Source organism: Streptomyces sp. NPDC107581, from assembly GCF_055657175.1.
Genome location: NZ_JBVKBH010000011.1, coordinates 279,272 through 300,935 on the forward strand (window position 1 = coordinate 279,272; position 21,664 = coordinate 300,935).

Genomic DNA, 21,664 nt, shown 5'->3' on the forward strand with positions numbered 1-21,664 from the left:
CTCAAGCTTCGCCGTCAGCATACGTCCGACTTGTTCAAGTTTCAAGGAGATGCCCCGTACAGTGGGACACATGAATTCGGCAACGGACTCCGCCGACCGGCACCGCTGGCTCACCGACGAGGAGCAGCGCGTCTGGCGCTCCTATCTGCACGCCACCACCCTGCTGGAGGACCACCTCGACCGGCAGCTGCAGCGCGACGCGGGCATGCCGCACATCTACTACGGGCTCCTCGTCGGCCTCGCCGAGGCGCCGCGCCGCCGGCTGCGGATGACGGAGCTGGCGATGAGGTCGAAGATCACCCGCTCCCGGCTGTCGCACGCCGTCGCGCGCCTGGAGAAGAGCGGCTGGGTCCGCCGCGAGGACTGCCCCTCCGACAAGCGCGGCCAGTTCGCGGTGCTCACCGAGGAGGGCGCCGAGGTGCTGCGGCGCACCGCGCCCGGCCATGTGGCCGCCGTTCGGCAGGCCCTGTTCGAGCGGCTGACCCCGGAACAGCAGAAGACCCTCGGCGAGATCATGGAGATCGTCGCCGAGGGCCTTCAGCCCAACGAAGCGGGTGCCGACCTGCCCTGGCTGCGCTGAGAGCAGGTCCCTCGTCCCGGCGGTCCAGCGGCCCGGTGGCTCACCGTCCCGGTGCACCGGTCCCTCAGTGGGCGACCGCCGGCAACAGGATCTCGCCCTCGACACCGTCGGCGGAGGCCGTGGGGGTGCTGTCCTGAGGGCCGGCGTTGACGAAGGTCACGACGATCACCGCGGCGAGCACCAGCATGCCGACGGCGAACCAGATGGCGTTGGTGTAGCCGTGCACCTGGGCCTGCAGCTGGACCAGCTGCTGCTGCGGCTTGGAGGCCGCGGAGGCGATGTGGTCCTTGATGTACGCGGTCGTCGCGGAGGCGGCGATCGTGTTCAGCAGGGCGGTGCCGATCGCGCCGCCCACCTGCTGGGAGGTGTTGACCATCGCGGAGGCGACACCGGCGTCCCGGGGCTCGACGCCCAGGGTGGCCAGGGACATCGCCGGCATGAACGCCGTACCCATGCCGAGACCGAGCAGCAGCATCGCCGGCAGGATGGTCGAGGCGTAGGACGAGCCGATCTCCAGCTGCGTCATCAGGAGCATGCCGGACGCGGCGACCAGGAAGCCCGGGCCCATCAGCAGCCGGGCCGGGACCCGGGTCATCAGGCGGGTGCCGATCTGGGTCGAGCCGACCATCATGCCGACGATCATCGGCAGGAAGGCGAAGCCGGTCTTGATCGGCGAGAAGCCCTTCACGACCTGCAGGTAGTAGGTCAGGAAGAGGAACGTGCCGAACATCGCGATGACCGCGATGCCGAGGGAGAGGTAGATGCCGCCGCGGTTGCGGTCGGTGACCACGCGCAGGGGCAGCAGCGGCGCCTTGACCCGGGCCTCGGTGACGACGAAGGCCACCAGGAGGACCGCCGCCGCGAAGAACAGGGAGACGGTCACCTTGTCGCCCCAGCCGTCGGACTCGGCGCGGGTGAAGCCGTAGACGAGCGAGACCAGGCCGAGGGTGGAAAGGACCACGCCCGGCAGGTCCAGCGGGGAGCGGTTGCGGCCGCCCTCCGGCTCACGGATGACGAAGTAGGCGCCCAGCGCGGCCACGATGGCGAACGGGATGTTCACGAAGAACGTCCAGCGCCAGTCCAGGTACTCGGTCAGCACACCGCCGAGGATGAAGCCGACGGCACCGCCGCCACCGGCGATCGCGCCGTAGATACCGAATGCCTTGGCGCGCTCCTTGGCGTCCGTGAACATCACGGCGAGCAGGGAGAGCGCGGCGGGGGCGAGCATGGCGCCGAAGACGCCCTGGAGGGCGCGGGCGCCGAACATCATCGCGCCGCCGGTGGCGGCGCCGCCGAGCGCGGAGGCCGCGGCGAAGCCGGTCAGGCCGATGACGAAGGCGCGCTTGCGGCCCCACAGGTCGGCGATCCGGCCGCCGAACAGCAGCAGGCCGCCGAAGGCGAGGGCGTAGGCCGTGACGACCCACTGCCGGTTGCCGTCGGATATGCCCAGGTCCGTCTGGGCGGAGGGCAGGGCGATGTTCACGATGGTGGCGTCGAGGACGACCATCAGCTGGGCGAGCGCGATGAAGACGAGCGCTTTCCAGCGGTTGGCGTCGCCGCTCGGTGCGGCGGCGCCGGGAGCCTTGAGGGCTGATTCGGACATGGAGGTACCCACTTCGGGACTTCGTGACGGAAAAAGAGCAGGTCGTGTCGGTCGTCGGGCGGCGTGTACGAGTCGTCGGGCGGCGTGTGTGTCGTTGGACCGGTGCGTCGTGCGGAACTCATCGGTCGCGTCGGTCGTGGTCGGAGTCGCCCTCGCGATGGCTAGGACGCGGGCGGACGGGATCGGGAAGCGCTCAGAGCTGACGCAGCTCCTTCATGGTGACGGCCGTGCCGGGCAGGGCGGAGCGGGCCGGGGCCCGCAGTCCGTCCAGGAAGAGCTGCAGATGACGGTGGACGAAGCGGTCACTGAACAGGCAGTCCGTACCGGCCGGGGGCCGGCTGAGCTGGGCCACGACGATCAGCAGGTCGCCGACCCCCACATCGGCCCGGAGCCGGCCCGCCGCCTTGGCGCGGCGCATGACCTCTTCGACGAGTTGCTCGATCCGTTCCCGAGCCGCTTCCAGGTCGGGGTGGTACTGGTCGAAGGTGCTGGAGACCATCGGGCACAGCGCGCTGATCCGCTCGTCGGCGGCGGCGTGCACGAAACGCTCCAGCGCGGCGAACGCGTCGCCGGTCTCCGCGAGGGCCTGCTCGGCCGCCTCGGCCGTACGGCCCATCACGGAGCAGACGACCTCGCGGACGAGGGCGTCACGGTCGGGGAAGTTGCGGTACACCGTGGCGTTGCCGACGCCGGCCCGGCGGGCGATCTCGTCGAGCGGCACATCGGGGCCGTGTTCGACGAACATCTCCCGGGCGGCGGTGACGATCCGCTCCCGGTTGCGCAGGGCGTCGGCGCGGGGCCGGGTCACCCTGCGCACGGGGGTCGCGGTCTGCACGGCGTACTCCTTGAGTCGATCGAGTCGTGGAACGTGAGGAAGCTGAGGAGGGCGATCCGGGGAGGCACTCCCCGTTTCGCTCGGACAAAGGTCTAAACGGGGAGAGGTTCCCCGGATATTTCCCGCCGCCGGAAAGAATCTCTGTGAACTGGGCCACATATGCCCGAGTCGGACCCATGGCGGTGTTTCACACCCGCTCGCGCGGTATTCCCACGATCGGTCTCCTCCAGCGCGCGCCCTCCGCCCTGTTGACACAGGGTGATCGCAAGGGGGCAGCCGGAGACCGGGGCGGCGTCGCCGCCGACGGCGGCTGCCGTGGAGCGGGAGGTCCATGCATGCAGCCGCAGAAGCCCCGCCGCCGCATACGCCCGCGCCGTGTCCGCCCGTGCCGCACCCGCGGGCGCCGCATACGCCCGTGCCGCATATGCCGGCGCCGGGTGGCCGCCCTCGCCGCGGTGACCCTCCTGACCCTCGCGGTCAGCACCTCGGCCGGGACCGGACATCTGCCGGCGCCCACCACCGCCGGGCCCATCGGCCTGGCCCGCTCCTCCGCCCTCTCCCCCTGCATGATCCACGGCGGCCCCGACGTACAGATGACGGAAGGCGTCCCCACCCCGGCCGGTTACTCCCGCTCCACCGGCACGGTCCACGCCCTGACCCTGATGGTCGACTTCTCCGACGCGCCCGGACAGGGCAGCGCGCTCGACCGCTTCCACGAGTTCTTCCCGAAGACCCAGGAGTGGTTCCACAGGGCGTCGTACGGCCGTCTCGACTACCGCCCCGAAACCCCCATCACCTCCTGGCTGCGCATGCCGAAACCGTTCAAGGAGTACGACATAGAGCGCGGCGCCCCCTTCGACCCCGGGTACCGGCAGCTCGTGCAGGACATCGTGGCCGCCGCCGATCCGGACGTGGACTTCCGCTCGTACGACCTGCTGAACGTGCTGATCACCCCGAACGCCGGCCCCTCCGCCCTGGACACGGTGCTGTCCGTGACCTTCGCCGGCAACGCCGACGCCCCGGTCGCCGACGGCACCCCGGTCGCCAACGCGTCCTTCGTCTACTCCCGCCAGGACGACGGCTCCGGCTCCTACGCCCGTACCGGCTACCGGGTGCTGCCGCACGAGAACGGCCACACCTTCGGGCTGCCCGACCTGTACACCCAGGAGGGCGGGGGCTCGGTCGGGCACTGGGACATCATGAGCGAGGACTGGGGGGCCAACAACGACCTGCTCGGCTGGCACAAGTGGAAGCTGGGCTGGCTGGACCCCGCCCAGGTGGGCTGCGCCGCGGCGAAGGGCGCCGCCGAGTACACGCTGACGCCGCTGTACAGGGCGGGCGGCGGGAAGCTGGTGCTGGTGCCGGTCGACGCGCACACCACGTACGCGCTGGAGCTGCGCGCGCCGGGGGGCAACGACGAGGACGTGTGCAAGCCGGGCATCCTCATCTACAAGGTCGACGCCACGGTGGACACCGGACGCGGCCCGGTCTCCGTCTTCGACGCCCACCGCAACAGCGGCGGCTGCACCCGCAGCCCCAACGTCCACACGGAACTCTCCGACGCCCCCTTCGGCCCCGGCGACACCTTCAAGGACCCCAAGCACGGAATCACGGTCGAGGTGGCGGGGGTGGGCCCCGACGAGGAGTACAAGGTGCGCGTGACGCGTCGCTGGCCGGAGGGGAGCGCCGGGTGACGCGGCGGCCGCCGGGAAAGCCGGGGGAGTGAGTGAGCGAGGAACCAAGGGAGTGAGGGAGCAAGGGAGTGAGGGCAGGAGGCGTCGCCGGGCCCGGCCGGGATCCGTCCGGCGGTGGGAGGGGTGGCTGAGGGCCGGGCGGGCCGGACTACCGTAGGCGTGCCCGAACGCCGTACCGGAGAGCCGATGCCCGCGAACACCGCACCGCACGACGTGGCCGGGAGGCCGCCGGCCGAGGCGGTCGCGCCGCTGATCCGCGGAATCGCCGTACTGCGGCGGCTGACCGAGGCGGGCGGAACCCTGAGCCCCAGCGCGCTGGAGCGGGCCACCGGGCTCGCCCGGTCCACGGTCGACCGGATCACCGCGACCCTCGCCCGCATGGGGTACGTCCGTCTCGACGGCCGGGACGTCGTCCTCACCCCCGGGGTGATGCAGCTCGGCAACGCCTACCTGGCCGCCCTGCGCCTGCCCGCACTGCTGGGCGCGCGGGCCGACGCGCTCGCCGACGAACTGGACGAGTCGGTGTCCCTCGCGGTCGCCGACCTGGACGGCATCCGCTTCGTCCACCAGGCCACCCGCCGCCGCGCGATGTCGGTGAGCTTCCGCATCGGCGACCTGCTCCCGGCCGAACGCACCGCGCCCGGCCCGCTGTTCGCGGCCGGGTGGAGCGAGGACGACTGGCAGCGGTGGCGCTCCCGGCGGGCCGAGGACCCCGAGGACGCCTCCTTCCCCGCCGTACCGCCCAGGACCCTGCCCGCCGCGGACGACTTCGAGGAGCGGGCGGAACGGGCCCGCCGGGACGGCTGGGCGCTGGACGACCAGCTGATCGAACCGGGGCTGGTCGCGGTGTCCGTACCGGTACGGGACCCGGGCACCGGCCGCCCGGCCTGCGTGGTGAGCGTGGTGAGCCACACCAGCCGGCACTCGGCGTCCGGCCTGCGCGCCGCCCTGCTCCCGCGGCTGCGTACGGCGGTGGCGGCGATGGAGGCCGACCTGCGCGAGGCACCGCCGCCGCCCGCGGAGCCGCGGCCGTTGGGCCTCGCGCCCTCGGGCCTGTGGGCTTCGGGCCCGAGGACCTCGGCCCCGACGGCCTCGGACCCGGCGCCCTCGGACCCGGCGCCCTCGGACCCGGCGCCCTCGGACCTGTCGGTCTCGGGCCCACCGTCTTCGAACCCGGTGCTCTCCAGTCGGCAGCCCTCGGACCTGGTGCCCTCCAGCCCGCCGCCCTCCGGCCCAGTGCCCTCCGGCCCGGCGGCCTCGGACCTGGCGGCCTCGGACCTGGCGGCCTCGGACCTGGCGGCCTCGGGCCTCGCGGCCTGGACGGCGGTGTCCAAGCACGAGCTGGGCCGGGAGTTCATCGAGTCCCTGGCCCGGGGCCTGACCGTACTGACGGCGTTCGGCGAGGGCCGCTCCGCGCCGACCCTGGCCGAGGTGGCCCGGGCGACCGGCCTGGCCCGCGCGACGGCCCGCCGGGCGCTGATCACGTACGAGTACCTGGGCCTGGTGACCGCGGCCGCCGACCGCCGCACCTTCACCCTGACCCCCCGCGTCCTGGACCTGGGCTTCCCTCCCCTGTCCCGCACCACGCTGCCGCGGCTGGCCGAGCCCCATCTCCGGGCCCTCGCCGGCCTGTTGCGGGAGCCGACGGCACTGGCGGTGCCGGCACCGGGCGCGGGGACGGCCACGGACGCGGAGATCCAGTACACGGCCGGGGCCGGCGCGAGCCGCGTCCTGACCGTCGACATCGCGGTGGGCGCACGGCTGCCCGCGGCCTCGACCTCCCTGGGCCGCGTTCTCCTCGCGGACGCCGACGGGCCGCTGCCCCCCGCCCTCGCCGAGGTCCGTGCGCAGGGCTACGCCCTGGTCGACCAGGAGCTGGAGTCAGGACTGCGGTCGATCGCCGTACCGGTTCGGGACCGGGCGGGCCGGGCGGTCGCGGCGCTGAACGTGGCCACCCATCCGGCCCGCCGCACCCTGAAGGACTGCGTCCACGATCTCCTCCCCGCCCTGCGCAGCACGGCCGACCGCATCGAGGCGGACCTGCACACGGCATCCCGCTTCACCCGCATCCCGCCGGCCTGAACCGGGCGCCGCCCCCGGCTCTCCTCCCTCCCCGGCTCCGATCTCTCCCCGGCTCCGATCCCTCCCCGGCTCCCCTCCCTCACCGCTCCCTTCGGCCCTTCCGCCCGGCTCCGCCCCGGCACCGCCCTTGCTCCCGGGACGCCGGGCATCGCGCCAGGCCGGTCCCGGTGCTCAGGAGTGCGGCATGGGGAAGGTGTTGAGCGCCTCCTCCTGCGCCGCCCGTGCCCGCCAGCCGAGCCGGACGGCCGCCTCCTGCATCCGCCGCCCGCCCAGCGCCGGGTAGGCGGCCGGTGCGGCGCCCACCAGCCCCGGGACGATGACGCGGACCACGCGCACACCGGCGGCGGCGGCCTCGGGCGTGGTGAGATCCACGCTGAGCACCTCGTACCCCGCGTCCGCCACGCGAGCCGTCAGCACGTCGGCCGCGCGCCGGGGCAGGGCGGGGACCTCGGCCCAGGTGCCGGCCGAGGGCGCCCAGGCCCACGGGGCGACCCGGTCGGCCGCTCGCCGGTCCAGGTAGAGCTGCGCATGGCACAACTGCTCGACGGCATCGCTCCCGTCGGCACGGTAGGAGTCCAGATACCTGCGGTCCCGGCGCCAGTCCTTGAACGGGGAGGGGCGTCCGGCGGGGTGGGGCACCCCGGAAGGGCTGTCCAGCGACAGACAGGTGATCTGGAGGGTGCAGGCCTCGGCCAGCGCCTTGGCGGCGGCCTCCAGGGGATCGGGGCGGACCGCAAAGCCGTAGGTGAGCCAGCCCTCGGCACGGCTGCGGACGCCGGCGGCGACGACCGGTACGCCGAATTCGTTCGCCACCTGGCCGTAGCGGACGTCGAAGGCCCGCTGCGCGCCCTCGGTCAGGCGGAGCAGCGACGCGTCGGCGGGGAGTGCGGGCAAGGGGTGCGCGTTGGCCCACCACACGGCCGCCGCATCACGCTCGATGACCTCTTCGAGCCCACTGACCAGGGCGAACTCCTCGGTCGGCCCGGCGGCGACGCCGCCCACCGCCGGAAACGCGTACAGCGGCTCCGGGTGCGGCCGGGGCATGCGTGACCAGGCGGAGTACACCAGGAAGGCCGGCACCAGCAACGGCGTGCCGTGCGTGAGGGACCGGGCCTCCAGCCAGTGGGCGGGTGAGTCGGGCCCGAAGGGCCGGAAGGGGAAGCCGGGGGCCGCGTACTGCCGGGCGGAGTAGAGGACGAGCCGGTGCGGAGGGAGCGCGCGCAGGCCCCGACGGGTCAACTCGCGGTAGCTGCCCCGGTGGAGGCGTCCGGGCGCGGGGGCGTGCGCCTCGCAGATCCGTTCCACCGCTTCGCCCTCGGCGGACCGGCGCGCCTGCTCGGGCCCCTCCCAGGATGTTCCGAAGGTCCGCAGGCAGCTCTGCCAGGGGCGGCCGGTGGCATCGGCGAGGTCGCTGACGGCCAGGTGCAGCCCCGGCGGGGTTCCGCCGACACCGGTCAGGACGCGCGTTCTCGTGACGAAGGAAGGAGCGGGGCCGGAGCCCGGCGCGGGACGGACAGTGCCGCCCCGGCCGGTCTCCGCCACGGTGACGTCGGCCATCAGGCCACGTGCGCCGGCACACAGTTCTCGACGACGAACTGCTCGCCCACGTGCGCCGGCACGCAGTTCTCGATGACGAGCTGCTCCGTCTCCTCGGCGACATGGGCCGGGACACAGTTGGTGACGACCAGGTGCTGGTTCATGCTCGTTTCCCCTCTGTTGTGATGCGCGGAAGCGGTGTCCCGCCTCCTTCCCGCACGACGGATGCCGTGCGGAAGCCTTGAGCGCCGGTGAGCAGCAGCCATCCACAGCCGGCCGCGCCGGCGAGCACCGCGGACAGCGTCCACAGCGCGGTACCGCCCCACCGGTCGAGGACGAAGCCGCCGCCGGCCGGGCCGAGGAAGGCGGCGCCGGACCAGGCGGCGGCGTACATGCCCAGGTAGCGGCCGCGCCGCTGTTCCGGGGCCCGCTCCGCGACGACCGCGCTGGCCGCCGGCGCCTGGAGCATCTCGCCGAACGTCCAGACGATCACGGCGGCCACGTACGGCCCCGCGGTGTCGGCGCAGGCCGTCACCGCGAAGGCCGCCGCGACGAGGGTTCCGGCGGCCCACAGGACCCTGCCCTTGGGGTGCCGGCTCATCAGCCGGGTGAGCGGGATCTGCACGACGACCACCAGCGCCGCGTTGAGCGCGTTGAGCAGGCTGAAGACGGTGGGAGAGTGCCCCTGGGCCGCCATCACCATGGCCAGGGAGCCGGAGCGCTGCTCGAAGGCGAGCGCGAACAGCAGCGTCAGCAGGGTGAACAGGACGAAGGGCCGGTCCTGGCGGACCGGAGCGGCCCTGACGGCCGTCCGCGTCCCCCGTACGTCCTCGCCCTTGCCCTTGCCCTTGCCCCTGACCTTGCCCTCATCCTCGGCCTTGCCTTTGGCCTCGTCCCCGTCCTTGGCCTCGGACGCCTGTGAGGGCGGCTGTGAGGGCGGCTGTGAGGGCGGCTGGACCGCCCCCGGGCCCGCTGCGCCGGGCGCCGCACGCCCGGGCAGCGTTTCCGGGACCTTCGCCAGGACGACCAGCGCACACAGCAGCGTCGTCCCGGCGTCGGCGAGGAACAGCAGGGTGTAGCCCTGCTCGACCATCAGTCCGGCCAGCACGCCGGAGACGGCCATTCCGGCGTTCACCGCCCAGTAGTTGAGGGCGAAGGCCCGCTGCCGGTCCGCGGCCGGCACCACGTCCGCGAGCACGGCGCCCGCGGCCGGACGCACCACCCCGGTCCCGATCCCCACGGCCAAGGTGGCGGCCGCCACGGCCGTGCGGTCCTGCACCAGCCCGAGGGCCGCCATGGCGGCGGCGGTCCAGAGGTGGCCCGAGACGAGGGTGACGCGCCGCCCGACCCGGTCCGCGAGGATGCCCCCGAGCGCGTTGCCGGCGATCGAGCCGAGGCCCAGCAGCGAGACGACGAACCCGGCGTACGAGGCGGAGTAGCCCCGGTCCGCGGTGAGCGAGAAGGCCAGCATGGGTCCCGCGAAGGCGCCGAGCCAGTTGATCAGCAGGCCGGCCCAGATCCACCAGAAGGTGGCGGGAAGTCCGCGCAATCCGGTGGGCGGCACCTCATGCCGGCGCGTCACCAGCCCCGTTCCCGCCACAGCGGCAGGGACGGCCGCTCCGCTCCGAGCGTGGTGTCCTTGCCGTGGCCCGGGTAGACCCAGGTGTCGTCCGGGAGCTCGGCGAAGATCTTCGTCTCGACGTCGTGGAGGAGGGAGGCGAACCGCGCCGGATCCTTCTCCGTGTTGCCGATGCCGCCGGGAAAGAGGCTGTCACCGGTGAACAGGTGCGGATGCCCCTGCGGGTCGCGGTAGAGCAGCGCGGTGGAGCCCGGCGAGTGGCCCACCAGATGGATCGCCGTGAGGGACACGGCGCCGACCCGCACGGTGTCGCCGTCCTCCACCAGGACGTCCGCGACCGGGACACCGGGTGCGTCGTCGCGTCCGACGAGGGAGCGGGCGCCGGTCGCCTCGACCACCTCGGCCAGGGCCCGGTGGTGGTCCCAGTGCTGGTGCGTGGTGAACACGGTGGCCAGGCCGCCGTCACCGATGAGGTCCAGCAGGGTCCGCGGCTCGGCTGCCGCGTCGATCAGGAGCTGCTCGCCGGTCGTCCGGCAGCGGAGCAGGTAGACGTTGTTGTCGATCTCACCGACCGAGACCTTCGTGATCACCAGGTCGGTGGTCTCCCGGGTGTCGCCGGGCGAGCCGGCCTGCACGTCACCGGTGTAGCTCATCGTCTCTCGCGCCTTTCTGCGGGACCCACGTCCCGTCTGTCATGGGGCAGTTGGGGATCTTCCCGTCAGGATGCCAGCCGCACATAGCGTCCGGAGTGGAAGACCAGCGGGCCGCCCGCCGGGGCCGTGTCCGGCCCGCCCGCCGTGGACCACTCCACGGCCCGGGCGATCACCAGTTCGTGGTCGCCCGCCGGGTGGATCTGCTCGATGGTGCAGTCGAGCCAGCCGAGCCCGTCCGACAGCAGGGGGTGCCCGGCCGGGGTGCGGACCCAGTCGCGGCCCGCGAACCGGTCCGCACCCCGGGTGGCAAAGGTCCTGCAGACCTCCTCGTGGTCCTCGCGCAGGATGGTCACCGCGAAGCCTCCGGCCGCGCGGATCGCGGGCCACGTCGTCGAGGTGTGCGCCGCGCACAGCGCGATCAGCGGGGGCACGAGGGACACCGAAGTGAAGGAGTTGGCCGCCATTCCGGCAGGTCCGACTTCGGTCTGCGCCGTGACCAGGACGACCCCCGTGGTGAAGCGGCCCAGGACATCGCGGAAGGATCGCTGAGTCGGCACCTTCGTCTCCACTTCCTACTCCCTTTTCCTGTGTGGCCTGTCAGGCGTGGGTCACGAACTCGGCGAAACCCGGGCCCCGCAGCTTGAGCTGGGCGTGCACGTCTCCGCCCAGACCGAACCGTCCGATGGCCCCCGCGTAGTTCTGCTGGTAACTCATCCACAGCAGCACGACATTCATGATCCGGTCACCGGCCGCGGCCTCCGGGTCGGGGAACGGGTTGGGCATGCGTGCGTGGTAGCTGCCGTTGCCCTTGTGGTCGGCGATCAGCACATTGGGCACACCGAGCGGGCCCGGCCTGACCGGCCCCGAGGGGGCCAGGTCGCGGCGCCGCACGGACATCACGGTGTAGAGGCTGTTCGGCAGCAGCCCGGTGAACTCGCAGTGGAAGTCGGCCGCCCGGCCCCCGTCCGCCAGCGTGACGCGCACCTCGCCGGCCGCCTGGACCCACTGGCCGAGCGTGACCGGTTCCGTCACCTTCGGCCCGTCCTCGGGGCGCAGATCCGGCAGCGGCACCTCGTGGAAGGCGTAGCTGGGGCGGACCACCGAGAAGGGATCGGCCAGTTGGTCCGGCGCGAAGACCTCCGGGTAGTTGGTGCACGGCAGGGGCAGCGGCAGCGTGTGCAGGACGAGGTCCTCGTCCGCGGCCGACAGCTGCGGGCCCAGTTCGCGGACGATGCGGTACGGGGCGGTGCCGCCCAGCTCCGGCAGGACGCTGTCCGCGGCCACGATCGCGCTGCCCCACTCGGAGACGACCCCTCCGCCGGCCGCCTCCCGATTGACGTAGCCGATCACCACGAAGTTCCCGTCGGCGTCCATGACTTCGCTGGGCGGATACAGCGGGCCCTGGGTGGTGAGACTCAGCTCGTACGAAGCCGACTGCGCACCCATCAGGCGTCCTTGGTGACACGCCGGTAGAGGCGGGTGTACAGGCCCTCCTCGGTGACGAAGCGGGAGTGCGCGTCCCGGGCGATCTCGCCGTACCGCTCCGAGGAGAAGGCGGGCAGGTACTCCTCGGGGGCGCAGGAGAACCCGGAGACGAACATGACACCGGGCTCCGTGGACAGCAGCGAGTGGTAGGCCAGGAAGGTCTCCACCTGCTCCGTCGTGCGGACGACGTCGAAGATCGTGCCGTCCCGCCAGGACAGGTACTCCTCGTGCACCGGCGGCTTCACCTCGACGTGACGCAGCTGGACGTACAGGGTGTCCGGGAGCGCCGCGCCGGCCGGGGCGGGCTTCGGCGCCTCGACGAACCGCAGCACCTGGCGGCGCACGTCACCCGCGACCAGCGGAGCCAGCGCCTTCGCCTGCCGGCGCCACTGCTGGTCGAGAGCGGCGAGGCCGTCGAGGCCGTCGAGCGGGGTGAGTTCGAGCAGGGTCGGGGCCTCCAGGCCCCGGTAGAAGACGGAGCCCGGCGCGGTGGGCCGGTCCTGCCAGGCGGCGAGTGCTTCGTCGGCGTGCTCGCCGACGGGGATCTCGGTCACCAGAAGCAGTGCGGAAGACATGGTGGTCCCTTCAGAAGTCGCAAAGGTCGCAAAGGATTACAAAGGCCGTGTACGTGGATCCGCGGGGTCGGAGCGGTGACCCGCAGGGGGGCGGAGCCGCCCGGTTCAGCCGGCCGCGAGCAGGTCCGCCTCGCGGCGGCCGAGCACCCGCAGGGCCCGTGCGGTGCCCCGGCGCTCCTTCTGGGCCATGGCCGAGCTGTGGATGGCGCCGCACACCATGCGGACGGTGGCGGCGGGCAGGCCGGCCTGCTCGAAGGTGACCTGGACGTCGAAGCGGAGCTGGGCGGGGTCGTCGAGGTCCGCGGAGAGGACCTTGTACTCGACCGCGGCGGCCAGCGGGAACAGGAAGGTCAGGAACTTGCTGTCCATGCTGTCGAGAACGAAGCTGTAGTGCTCCTCGGGCCAGCGGGACAGGTAGTACCGCTCACTGACCGCCACGAACATCTGGCGTGCGGCCTCCAGGAGGACCATGCCCTGGACGTGCCCGCCCTGGTGGTCGAGGAGCAGTTCCTGGTCGTTGTGGACGCGCAGGGCCGCCCTGAAGGTGTTCTCGTCGGTCCGGTCGAGGCCCGCGATCAGGACGTTGCACTCCCGGTGCTTGTGCGTCTCGGTCTGGCGGCACAGGCAGCCCGCGTCGCTCTCCCGGATCTGCGTGCGCTCCCCGAGGCCGCGGCGGTCCAGCTCGTCACGGATCCGGTCCCAGTCGAAGGAGGTGAGGCCCTGGCCCTCGACGAGGACGAGGCCGGCGTCGTCCCGGTGATGGTCCGCGCGCAGGTCACGGACGAAGCGGGAGACCGTGCGGATCGTGTCGTGGGTGGCGAACGGCTCGAAGCGGTCACCGACTATGTAACGGGTCGTGGGACTCTGCTCCGGCATCAGACCCACTGCCAGGCGTCGAGCTCGATGACGGCGGCGTGCGCGCGGCGCGAGCCGGTGAGGATCGCGCAGGTGGCGTCGGCGACGTCGGCGGCGGTCAGCATCCGGTCGAGCTGCTCCTGGGTGAGGTCGCCCGGCATGTTCTCGCGGAAGGCGGTGTCGACCTTGTCGAGGACGATGCCCGAGACGCGCACGCCCCAGGGCCGGGCCTCCGCGGCGAGAGCCTTGGTGAGCCCCTCGACACCCCACTTCGACACCGAGTAGGCGAGCATGGCTCCGGGCGGCGCGGTCCGTTTGCCCCAGATCGAGGACATGTTGACGACGAACCCGTCGCCCGCTTCCTTCATGTGCGGCAGTACGGCCCGGGCCATCACGAAGTAGCCGGTCAGATTGGTGGCGAGGGTACGGTCCCAGATCTCCTGGCTCGTGCTGAGGACACCGCCGGGGTGGGCGACACCCGCCACGTTCAGCAGGTAGTCGATCTTCCCGAAGCGGGTGACCGCCTCGGCGACGGCCGCCTCGACGGCCGCGGCGTCGGCCACGTCATGGACCGCGGTGAGCACCTGCCCGTCCGCCCAGCCCTCCTCGGCGACGGTCTTCTTCAGGCCCTCCCCGTTGTGCGAGTGCAGGACGAGCCGGCACCCCTGGGCGCCGAGCCTGCTCGCCAGGGCGCGGCCGATGCCCCCGTCGGCCCCGGTGACGAGGGCCACCTTGTCCGTGAAGTCACCGGACGTGACCGGTGCGGGCCGTGTGGTCTGCGTACTCAACTAGCGTTCCTCTCTTCCTCCGTGGGCCGATGACATCACCGGCCACCCGTGCGCGAGGGCGAGCTCGCCGAGCGTCGGATCGTCTCCGACGACCGACGGCCTGCCCACGGCACGCAGCATGTCGAGATCACTGGCGTGATCCCCGTATCCACAGCAGTCCTGGGCGGCCAGGCCGAGTTCCGCCATCGTGCGGACGACGGCGTCCGCCTTCGCCCGGCCGATCATCGGTTCCACGACCTCACCGGTGAGCAACCCGCGTTCGTCGACGACGAGTTCGCCGCACAGCACCCGGTCCGCCGCCAGATCCTCGGCGAGCGGGTCGAGGCAGGCCCGGAAGGATCCGGAGACCAGCACGACCGCGTCCCCGGCCGCCCGGTGCCGCGCCAGGGCGGAGATGCCCGCGGTGACGAAGGCATCCGGGCGTTCGCGGTACTCGGCGTACCAGTCGCGGCCCGCCGACCGGACGTCGGCGGCGCAGGTGCCCGCGTAGTACCGGTAGTAGGCGCGGTTGACCTCTTCGCGGGCCAGACCGAGGGCGGACATGTCCCGCAGCGCGGCGGCGTAGCCCGCGTACCGGGTGCCGTCGTCGCCGTTGCGGGCCAGCCAGAAGCGCAGGAACTCGAACATGGACTTGGCGGTGATCAGCGTCTCGTCGACGTCGAAGAAGGCCGCGCCCCCGGCCGCCCCGGTCGTGCCCTGCGCCCCGGTCATCGGGCGTCCGCCGGGCTCGCCGGCCGGCGCAGCACGGTGAGTACGACCACCAGCGCCAGCGCGGCGGCGATCAGCACGACCAGACCGGTCGAGGCGAGCGTGGACAGTGTGCCGAGCACGGCGACACCCAGGGCGACACCCGCCTGCCGGGAGGCGGTTGCCGCGCCCTGGCCGGTCGCGGCCAGCTCCGGCGGTGCGGCCGAGGCCATGTCGGCGGTGGCGGCGGGCACCACCGTCGTCCCCCCGAGGGTCAGCAGGATCTCCATGGGGACCAGCACCGCCAGCGGCGGGTGGTCACTGACGAAGCACAGCCCCAGCCCGGCGAGCACATGCGCCCCGAGCCCCACCAGGATGACCGCCCTGGCCCCGTACTTGACGACCGCACGCCCCGCGAGCAGCGGGATGAAGCAGGCGGGCAGCGTCATCGGAAGCAGGGCGAGACCTGTCTGCAGCGGGGAGAGGTCCCGCTCCCGGATCAGCCACAGGGTCAGCGCGAAGAACGAGCCGTAGAAGACGAAGCACGACATCGCTCCCGCCATCAGGTCCGCGCGGACCCGGCCGAGCGCCATCAGACGGGGCGGCAGGACCGGCGACTCCACCCTGCGCTCGACGAGCAGCAGCGCCACGAACGCGAGCACGCCGACGGCCAGTGCGATCAGCGCGACGGGCCGGTCCCAGCCCTGGCTGCCCGCGTCGATCAGGCCGAAGGTGACGGCCCCGAGCCCGAGGATGGACAGGAGGAGACCCGCGTAGTCGATCCGCTTGAACGTCGTCGGCCGGTGGGCGCTGAGCCACTTCGTGGGCAGCAGCACCAGGGTGATGATCACCGGATTGACGAGGAACACCCAGCGCCAGCCGCCGAGTTCCACCAGGCCGCCGCCGATGAGCGGCCCCGCGATGAAGCCGCTGGAGCTCAGCGCGCCCCAGGCGCCGATCGCCCGGGACCGCTTGCTGGGGTCCGGGTACAGCTTGGCGAGCAGCGCGAGCGAGGCCGGGACCAGGCCGGCCGCCGCGATGCCCAGTGCCGCGCGGCCCCCGATCAGGCTGGGCGCGTTGGGGGCGGCCGCACACGCCAGGGAGAGCAGCGCGAACAGGCACAGGGCGGTGCGGTAGACCCGGCGCGGACCCCAGCGGTCGGCGACCGCTCCGGAGGCCATCAGCAGACCGGCGAAGACGACCGTGTACGCGTCCGCCGTCCACGGCAGCTGGGCCGCGGAGGCGTGCAGGTCGCTGCGCACGTCGGGAAGGGCGACGTTCAGGATCGAGACGTCGAGGATGACAAGGTAGTTGCCGGCCACGAGGCTGGCGAAGAGCAGGGAGGTCCGTAGTCGCGGGACCTTGTGCCCCGCGCTCTGCGCGACCTCGGCGGTGTTCCTGCCGACGACGGTCATGAAGGCTCCGGTTCGGGTATGGGGGGAGGGAGCTGGGGGATCGCTGGCCCCTGATCAGCCCCGGCTGGCCACGATGTGCTCGATGGATTCCGTGGGGCGCGCGACGGCGCCGGTCAGCTGCGGTGCGACATAGCGGGCAAGCAGCTCCAGGCTCTTGTCCGTCTTCTCCCAGGAGCACCAGTCCGGCACGTAGACCAGCAGGGTGCCGAAGCCGCCGGTGCGCTCCTGCAGTCGCCGGATGCCCTCGACGACGTCCTCGGGCGAACCGACGATCGCGCCGCCCGCCTCGATGCGCGCCTCGAGCTCCTGGCCCTTGGGCACACCGGGGGTGGACACGTCGCGCCCGGCCGCGCGGCCGAAGAAGTCGAAGAGCCAGCGGTCGAAGCCCTCGCGGACATCGGCGAACGCCTGCTCCCTGGTCTCCGCGACATGCAGCGGCAGGGCCACGCGCCAGCTGTCACGGTCCATGGTGTGGCCGTGCTCCTCGGCGGCCTCCTCGGCGTAACCCCACTGCCGGGCGAGGTCGATGGTCTTGGGCGCGCCGGGCTGGCTGAGCGCGAAGGAGACCAGGCTGGTGCCGTGCTGCCCGGCGAGGAGCGGGCTGGTGGGAGAGGTGCCACCGCTGGCGATGGCCACCTCCAGGCCGCCCGGGGTGTAGCGGGGCAGCTGGAGCTTGGCGTCGCGCAGCCCGTACCAGTCGGTCTTCTCGGTGATCCGGTCCTCGCCGTTGACCAGCTCGATCACCGCCGGCAGCGCTTCGGCGAGCCGGGTGCGCTGCTCGCTCGCATCGATGCCGAGCATCTGCGCGTCCGGGAAGATGCCGGGGCCCACTCCGAGGATGTAGCGGCCCCGGGTGAGGTGGTCCAGGTGCACGGCGCGCGAGGCCACGTGGAACGGGTGGTGCCAGGGCAGCGGTACGACTCCGTTGGCCAGCCTGATCTGCCGGGTCCGCTGGGAGGCGGCGGCGATCATCGTCTCCGGGGCGCCGACGAGCCCCCAGCCGAGCGTGTGGTGCTCGCCGAACCACGCCTCGTCGATGTTGAGCGCGTCGGCCTTCTCCACCAGGTCGAGCTGGCGACGCAGCACCAGGTGCGGGTCCTGGCCGGGCTCGTTCACGGGGGACAGGAATATTCCGATACGGCTGTGCATGGCGTTCCTCCAGAAGGAAGCGGAAGAAATTCGTCCGGATGGGAGGGAGCGGATCAGCCGGTGGGGCTGTCGATGCTGCTGCGGGATTCCATCAGCGCGACGACTCCGGCCACACTGCCGGCTTCGACCAGCTCGTCCTCGGCGATTTTCATGCCGTACTTCCGCTCGATGATCACAGAAAGCTCCAGCATGATCAACGAGTCGAGTTCAATCTCGCTGAATCGGGTGGAGGGGGTGACGTCCTGTTCCAGATCGAAGTTGTCGGTCAGGACGTTCACAATGTTCTCGGCTACTTCTTGGGAATTCATGGGTCCCCCTTCACAGGGCAGGTGCGTACAGGGAGAGAAGGCCGCGGAAATCGGGCGGCTCAGATGTCCGTGGAAACTTCCATGACGTCGAGTTCCGGCCACCGCATCGCGGTCGAAGCCCAGCTGAGGCCACCGCCGAACGCGGTCATCAGCACGCGGTCGCCGGCCTTGACGCGCCCGCTCACGGCGGCGTCGGTCAGCGCCAGCGGAATCGAGGCGGCCGAGGTGTTGCCCACCTTGTCGAGGTGCACCAGCATGCGGGACCGTTCGACTCCGAGCACGTCCGCGACCGTGTGCAGGATCCGGATGTTCGCCTGGTGCGCCGCACACCAGTCGACGTCCGCCGCGGTCCAGCCGATCCGGTCGAGCAGCTGCTCCGACGAGGCGGCCATCCTGCCGACGGCGTGCGTGAACATCTCCTTGCCCTGCATGGTCATGTACGCGTCCTCGGGCCGGGGCGGCCGGCCGCTGCCCCGCTCACGCGAACCGCCCCCGGCCACCTGGGCGAGCTCGTGGCCCGTCCCGTCGCTGCCCAGGTCGAAGCCGAGCAGCGCGCCGGGTTCGTCGGCGCTTCCCGCGCGCAGGACCGCGGCGCCGGCGCCGTCGCCGAAGATGATGGTGGTGGAACGGTCCTGCGGGTCGAGCCGCGTGGACCAGACGTCCGCGCCGATGACGAGGACCCGTCCCGCGACGCCGGACGCGATCGCCCCGGCGGCGGCGGACAGCGCGTAGAGGAATCCGGAGCAGGCCGCCGAGATGTCGTAGGCGGCGACCTGCCCGAGTCCGAGTGCGGTCGCGACCTCCGGCGCCGTGCCGGGCATGACCTGGTTTCCGGTACTGGTCGCCAGGACCACCAGATCCACGGAATCGACACCGGCGGATTTCAGGGCCCGCGCACCGGCGGCGGTCGCCAGATCGCCGACATTGATTCCGTCGGCGGCCCAGTGCCGCGTGCGAATACCAGTCCTGGTACGTATCCACGTGTCATTGGTGTCCAGTGTCATGGCGAGTTCGTCATTCGACACCGAACGTGGCGGAATTGCCGCCCCAATTCCCGTCAGGACCGCTGTACGTGTCACTTTCCCCCCCGGGTGGTGATTTCACTGACTACTTTATCTGGCGGGGGCTCCGCCAGGAAGCTTGTACATGCGTTGCGCATGCACACTCGATTTCTTGTCACGCCTCGTCGTCGACCCAGCTCATCAGCTTGCGTAGCTGCTTGCCGGTGGTCTCCAGCAGGTGCTCGGAGTCCTGCCGCCTGTACTCGTCGTACTTCTTCAGACCGCCGTGGTACTCGTCCATCCAGGTCCGGGCGAAGGTGCCGTCCTGGATCTCGGTGAGGACCTGCTTCATCTCGGCCTTGGTGGCGTCGGTGATGATGCGCGGACCGGTGACGTAGTCGCCCCACTCGGCGGTCTCGGAGACCGACCAGCGCATCTTCTCCAGGCCGCCCTCGTACATGAGGTCGACGATCAGCTTCAGCTCGTGCAGGCACTCGAAGTAGGCGATCTCCGGCTGGTAGCCGGCCTCGACCAGGGTCTCGAAGCCGGCCTTGACCAGGGCGGAGGCGCCGCCGCACAGCACGGCCTGCTCGCCGAACAGGTCGGTCTCGGTCTCCTCGGTGAAGGTCGTCCTGATGACGCCGGCGCGGGTGCCGCCGATGGCCTTGGCGTACGACAGGGCCAGCGGGAAGGCGCCTGCGGTGGCGTCCTGCTCGACGGCGGCGATCGCCGGGACGCCGCGGCCCTCTTCGTACTGGCGGCGCACCAGGTGGCCGGGGCCCTTGGGGGCGACCAGGGCGACGTCGACGCCGGCCGGGGGCTTGATGAAGCCGAAGCGGATGTTGAAGCCGTGGGCGAAGAACAGCGCGTCGCCGTCCTTCAGGTTCGGGGCGATCGACTCCTCGTAGACCCGGGCCTGGATCGGGTCCGGGATGAGGATCATGATGACGTCGGCCTCGGCGGCGGCCTCGGCCGGGCTCACCACGCGCAGCCCCTGCTCCTCGGCCTTGGCCTTGGACCTGGAGCCCTCGTGCAGACCGACGCGGACGTCGACACCCGAGTCGCGCAGCGACAGGGCGTGGGCGTGGCCCTGGCTGCCGTATCCGATGACCGCGACCTTGCGGCCCTGGATGATCGACAGGTCGGCGTCGGCGTCGTAGAACAGCTCGGCAGACATGGACGGTTACTCCTCCGCTGGCGCGTGATGCTTCGTGGGGTCGGACAGATGAAGGGCGCGTCCCGCTGGGGACGCCCTAGGCGATGGCGGCGGCCCGCGGCGCCTGTGCGGCGGGGCGCGGCCTGCGTTCGCTGAGTGGGACGGAGCCGCGTCCGATGGCGATCGCACCGGACTGGACCAGCTCCTTGATGCCGAACGGCTCCAGCATCCTGAGCATCGCGGACAGCTTGTCGCCGGATCCGGTGGCCTCGATGGTGACGGACTCCGGGGAGACGTCGACGGTCTTGGCGCGGAACAGCCGGACGATCTCCAGGATCTGCGAACGCGTCCGGTTGTCGGCACGGACCTTGGCGAACAGCAGCTCGCGGACGATCCGGGCCTCGGGCTCCAGCTCCATGACGTCGAGGACGTTGACCAGTTTCCCGGTCTGCTCGACGACCTGGTCGAGCCGGGTCAGTTCCCCGTTCACCACGATGGTGATGCGGGAGATGCCGGGATGTTCGGTGACGCCGACCGCGAGCGAGTCGATGTTGAAGCCGCGGCGGGAGAACAGGGCAGCGATCCGGGCGAGGATGCCCGGTGTGTTCTCCACCCGGACGGACAGTGTGTGCGTGGACATGGATCCGTGCCTTCCTTTCGCCCTCGTCGTCAGTCGTCTTCGTTGTCGCCGAAGTCGGGGCGGACGTCCCGGGCGGCCAGGATCTCGTCGTTGGAGGTGCCGGCGGCGACCATCGGCCACACCATCGCGTCCTCATGCACGATGAAGTCGATGACGACCGGACGGTCGTTGATCGAGTTCGCCTCTTCGATGACCTTGTCCAGATCCTCCGGCCGCTCACAACGGATCGCGTGACAGCCCATGGCCTCGGACAGCTTCACGAAGTCCGGCACCCGCGTACCCCTGGCCTCCGGATTGACGTCGTCAGGACCCGAGTGCAGCACCGTGTTGGAATAGCGCTGGTTGTAGAAGAGGGTCTGCCACTGACGGACCATCCCCAGAGCCCCGTTGTTGATGACGGCGACCTTGATCGGAATATTGTTCAGCGCACAGGTGGTCAGCTCCTGATTGGTCATCTGGAAGCAGCCGTCGCCGTCGATCGCCCAGACCGTACGGTCCGGCCGCCCGGCCTTCGCCCCCATCGCAGCGGGCACCGCATACCCCATCGTCCCGGCACCACCGGAATTCAGCCAGGTCGCGGGCCTGTCGTACTGGATGAAATGCGCGGACCACATCTGGTGCTGCCCCACACCCGCCGCAAAGATCGTGCCCTCCGGGGCGAGCCGCCCGACCCGCTCGATCACCTGCTGCGGCGACAGCGAACCGTCCTCGGGCAGGTCATAGCCCAGCGGATACGTCTCACGCCAGCGGTCCAGATCGCTCCACCAGGCGGTGTAGTCACCCTTGTGGCCCTCGCTGTGCTCCCTCTGCACCGCCTGCACCAGATCCGCGATCACCTCGCGGGCATCCCCGACGATCGGCACATCGGCGGCCCGGTTCTTGCCGATCTCGGCCGGGTCGATGTCGGCGTGAACGATCTTCGCGTACGGAGCGAAGCTGTCCAGCCTACCGGTGACACGGTCATCGAAGCGGGCCCCGAGAGCGACGATCAGATCCGCCTTCTGCAACGCGGTGACCGCGGTGACCGCACCGTGCATACCCGG

General features: G+C 71.6%; 22 protein-coding genes. 3 read left to right on the plus strand and 19 right to left on the minus strand.

Annotated elements, in window-relative coordinates:
* Positions 1 to 70 precede the first annotated feature (70 nt).
* Positions 71 to 580, plus strand: a complete 510-nt coding sequence (locus ACZ7P3_RS27780) for a MarR family winged helix-turn-helix transcriptional regulator (RefSeq protein WP_472085772.1) — start codon at positions 71 to 73, stop codon at positions 578 to 580.
* A 64-nt stretch (positions 581 to 644) separates the two neighbouring features.
* Here ACZ7P3_RS27780 and ACZ7P3_RS27785 read toward each other — a convergent pair whose 3' ends face one another.
* Both ACZ7P3_RS27785 and ACZ7P3_RS27790 read right to left on the minus strand, forming a co-directional pair.
* Positions 645 to 2,183, minus strand: coding sequence for an MFS transporter (locus ACZ7P3_RS27785; RefSeq protein ID WP_472085773.1), 1,539 nt, complete (start codon positions 2,181 to 2,183; stop codon positions 645 to 647).
* Between the two features lie 193 nt (positions 2,184 to 2,376).
* Complete coding sequence (locus tag ACZ7P3_RS27790; RefSeq protein WP_472085774.1) at positions 2,377 to 3,018, minus strand: TetR/AcrR family transcriptional regulator; 642 nt, start codon at positions 3,016 to 3,018, stop codon at positions 2,377 to 2,379.
* Positions 3,019 to 3,353: 335 nt separating this feature from the next.
* Between ACZ7P3_RS27790 and ACZ7P3_RS27795 the strand changes: the two genes are divergently transcribed.
* Together ACZ7P3_RS27795 and ACZ7P3_RS27800 are read left to right on the plus strand one after the other, a co-directional pair.
* Positions 3,354 to 4,712, plus strand: a complete 1,359-nt coding sequence (locus tag ACZ7P3_RS27795; RefSeq protein ID WP_472085775.1) for a M6 family metalloprotease domain-containing protein — start codon at positions 3,354 to 3,356, stop codon at positions 4,710 to 4,712.
* Positions 4,713 to 4,898: 186 nt separating this feature from the next.
* Complete coding sequence (locus ACZ7P3_RS27800) at positions 4,899 to 6,794, plus strand: IclR family transcriptional regulator domain-containing protein (RefSeq protein ID WP_472085776.1); 1,896 nt, start codon at positions 4,899 to 4,901, stop codon at positions 6,792 to 6,794.
* Positions 6,795 to 6,965: 171 nt separating this feature from the next.
* Here the strand turns inward: ACZ7P3_RS27800 and ACZ7P3_RS27805 are convergent, their stop codons facing one another.
* The 17 genes from ACZ7P3_RS27805 to ACZ7P3_RS27885 form a co-directional block, all read right to left on the minus strand.
* Positions 6,966 to 8,351, minus strand: coding sequence for a YcaO-like family protein (locus tag ACZ7P3_RS27805; RefSeq protein WP_472085777.1), 1,386 nt, complete (start codon positions 8,349 to 8,351; stop codon positions 6,966 to 6,968).
* Positions 8,351 to 8,494, minus strand: coding sequence for a hypothetical protein (locus ACZ7P3_RS27810; protein ID WP_472085778.1), 144 nt, complete (start codon positions 8,492 to 8,494; stop codon positions 8,351 to 8,353). The genes ACZ7P3_RS27805 and ACZ7P3_RS27810 overlap by 1 nt, the downstream gene beginning before the upstream one ends.
* Positions 8,491 to 9,879, minus strand: a complete 1,389-nt coding sequence (locus tag ACZ7P3_RS27815) for an MFS transporter (protein ID WP_472085779.1) — start codon at positions 9,877 to 9,879, stop codon at positions 8,491 to 8,493. Before ACZ7P3_RS27815 ends, ACZ7P3_RS27810 begins: the two co-directional genes overlap by 4 nt.
* A gap of 29 nt (positions 9,880 to 9,908) precedes the next feature.
* Positions 9,909 to 10,562, minus strand: coding sequence for an MBL fold metallo-hydrolase (locus ACZ7P3_RS27820; protein ID WP_472085780.1), 654 nt, complete (start codon positions 10,560 to 10,562; stop codon positions 9,909 to 9,911).
* Positions 10,563 to 10,627: 65 nt separating this feature from the next.
* Positions 10,628 to 11,119 (minus strand): flavin reductase family protein, encoded by a 492-nt coding sequence (locus tag ACZ7P3_RS27825; RefSeq protein ID WP_472085781.1) that lies wholly within the window; start codon positions 11,117 to 11,119, stop codon positions 10,628 to 10,630.
* 40 nt (positions 11,120 to 11,159) lie between these two features.
* Positions 11,160 to 12,008: a hypothetical protein gene (locus ACZ7P3_RS27830; protein WP_472085782.1), complete on the minus strand. Its 849-nt coding sequence runs from the start codon at positions 12,006 to 12,008 to the stop codon at positions 11,160 to 11,162.
* Positions 12,008 to 12,622 carry a hypothetical protein gene (locus ACZ7P3_RS27835; protein ID WP_472085783.1) on the minus strand — a complete coding sequence of 205 codons (615 nt, stop codon included), beginning with the start codon at positions 12,620 to 12,622 and terminating at the stop codon, positions 12,008 to 12,010. Before ACZ7P3_RS27835 ends, ACZ7P3_RS27830 begins: the two co-directional genes overlap by 1 nt.
* 105 nt (positions 12,623 to 12,727) lie before the next feature.
* Positions 12,728 to 13,498: an AfsA-related hotdog domain-containing protein gene (locus ACZ7P3_RS27840; protein WP_472085784.1), complete on the minus strand. Its 771-nt coding sequence runs from the start codon at positions 13,496 to 13,498 to the stop codon at positions 12,728 to 12,730.
* Positions 13,498 to 14,265 carry an SDR family NAD(P)-dependent oxidoreductase gene (locus ACZ7P3_RS27845; protein WP_472085785.1) on the minus strand — a complete coding sequence of 256 codons (768 nt, stop codon included), beginning with the start codon at positions 14,263 to 14,265 and terminating at the stop codon, positions 13,498 to 13,500. The genes ACZ7P3_RS27840 and ACZ7P3_RS27845 overlap by 1 nt, the downstream gene beginning before the upstream one ends.
* Positions 14,266 to 14,976 (minus strand): HAD family hydrolase, encoded by a 711-nt coding sequence (locus ACZ7P3_RS27850; protein WP_472085786.1) that lies wholly within the window; start codon positions 14,974 to 14,976, stop codon positions 14,266 to 14,268.
* A complete protein-coding gene (locus ACZ7P3_RS27855; protein ID WP_472085787.1) occupies positions 14,973 to 16,367 on the minus strand; it encodes an MFS transporter in 1,395 nt (464 codons plus the stop codon). Before ACZ7P3_RS27855 ends, ACZ7P3_RS27850 begins: the two co-directional genes overlap by 4 nt.
* Positions 16,368 to 16,421: 54 nt before the next feature.
* A complete protein-coding gene (locus ACZ7P3_RS27860) occupies positions 16,422 to 17,516 on the minus strand; it encodes an LLM class flavin-dependent oxidoreductase (RefSeq protein WP_472085788.1) in 1,095 nt (364 codons plus the stop codon).
* A 53-nt stretch (positions 17,517 to 17,569) separates the two neighbouring features.
* On the minus strand, positions 17,570 to 17,824 hold the full coding sequence (locus tag ACZ7P3_RS27865; protein WP_472085789.1) for an acyl carrier protein: 255 nt from the start codon (positions 17,822 to 17,824) through the stop codon (positions 17,570 to 17,572).
* Between the two features lie 59 nt (positions 17,825 to 17,883).
* A complete protein-coding gene (locus tag ACZ7P3_RS27870) occupies positions 17,884 to 18,903 on the minus strand; it encodes a beta-ketoacyl-ACP synthase III (protein ID WP_472085790.1) in 1,020 nt (339 codons plus the stop codon).
* Positions 18,904 to 19,000: 97 nt separating this feature from the next.
* Complete coding sequence (ilvC, locus tag ACZ7P3_RS27875) at positions 19,001 to 20,002, minus strand: ketol-acid reductoisomerase (protein ID WP_472085791.1); 1,002 nt, start codon at positions 20,000 to 20,002, stop codon at positions 19,001 to 19,003.
* A gap of 76 nt (positions 20,003 to 20,078) precedes the next feature.
* Positions 20,079 to 20,621 (minus strand): acetolactate synthase small subunit, encoded by a 543-nt coding sequence (gene ilvN / locus ACZ7P3_RS27880; RefSeq protein WP_472085792.1) that lies wholly within the window; start codon positions 20,619 to 20,621, stop codon positions 20,079 to 20,081.
* 29 nt (positions 20,622 to 20,650) lie between these two features.
* A partial coding sequence (locus tag ACZ7P3_RS27885) for a thiamine pyrophosphate-dependent enzyme (protein ID WP_472085793.1) occupies positions 20,651 to 21,664 on the minus strand: 1,014 nt, incomplete at its 5' end.

Bases quoted from the DNA above. Each gene is read 5' to 3' on its own strand.
- ACZ7P3_RS27780 (WP_472085772.1), top strand. From the start codon at position 71: ATGAATTCGGCAACGGACTCCGCCGACCGGCACCGCTGGCTCACCGAC.
- ACZ7P3_RS27785 (WP_472085773.1), bottom strand. From the start codon at position 2,183: ATGTCCGAATCAGCCCTCAAGGCTCCCGGCGCCGCCGCACCGAGCGGC.
- ACZ7P3_RS27795 (WP_472085775.1), top strand. From the start codon at position 3,354: ATGCAGCCGCAGAAGCCCCGCCGCCGCATACGCCCGCGCCGTGTCCGC.
- ACZ7P3_RS27800 (WP_472085776.1), top strand. From the start codon at position 4,899: ATGCCCGCGAACACCGCACCGCACGACGTGGCCGGGAGGCCGCCGGCC.
- ACZ7P3_RS27805 (WP_472085777.1), bottom strand. From the start codon at position 8,351: ATGGCCGACGTCACCGTGGCGGAGACCGGCCGGGGCGGCACTGTCCGT.
- ACZ7P3_RS27810 (WP_472085778.1), bottom strand. From the start codon at position 8,494: ATGAACCAGCACCTGGTCGTCACCAACTGTGTCCCGGCCCATGTCGCC.
- ACZ7P3_RS27820 (WP_472085780.1), bottom strand. From the start codon at position 10,562: ATGAGCTACACCGGTGACGTGCAGGCCGGCTCGCCCGGCGACACCCGG.
- ACZ7P3_RS27830 (WP_472085782.1), bottom strand. From the start codon at position 12,008: ATGGGTGCGCAGTCGGCTTCGTACGAGCTGAGTCTCACCACCCAGGGC.
- ACZ7P3_RS27835 (WP_472085783.1), bottom strand. From the start codon at position 12,622: ATGTCTTCCGCACTGCTTCTGGTGACCGAGATCCCCGTCGGCGAGCAC.
- ACZ7P3_RS27840 (WP_472085784.1), bottom strand. From the start codon at position 13,498: ATGCCGGAGCAGAGTCCCACGACCCGTTACATAGTCGGTGACCGCTTC.
- ACZ7P3_RS27850 (WP_472085786.1), bottom strand. From the start codon at position 14,976: ATGACCGGGGCGCAGGGCACGACCGGGGCGGCCGGGGGCGCGGCCTTC.
- ACZ7P3_RS27855 (WP_472085787.1), bottom strand. From the start codon at position 16,367: ATGACCGTCGTCGGCAGGAACACCGCCGAGGTCGCGCAGAGCGCGGGG.
- ACZ7P3_RS27860 (WP_472085788.1), bottom strand. From the start codon at position 17,516: ATGCACAGCCGTATCGGAATATTCCTGTCCCCCGTGAACGAGCCCGGC.
- ACZ7P3_RS27865 (WP_472085789.1), bottom strand. From the start codon at position 17,824: ATGAATTCCCAAGAAGTAGCCGAGAACATTGTGAACGTCCTGACCGAC.
- ilvC (WP_472085791.1), bottom strand. From the start codon at position 20,002: ATGTCTGCCGAGCTGTTCTACGACGCCGACGCCGACCTGTCGATCATC.
- ilvN (WP_472085792.1), bottom strand. From the start codon at position 20,621: ATGTCCACGCACACACTGTCCGTCCGGGTGGAGAACACACCGGGCATC.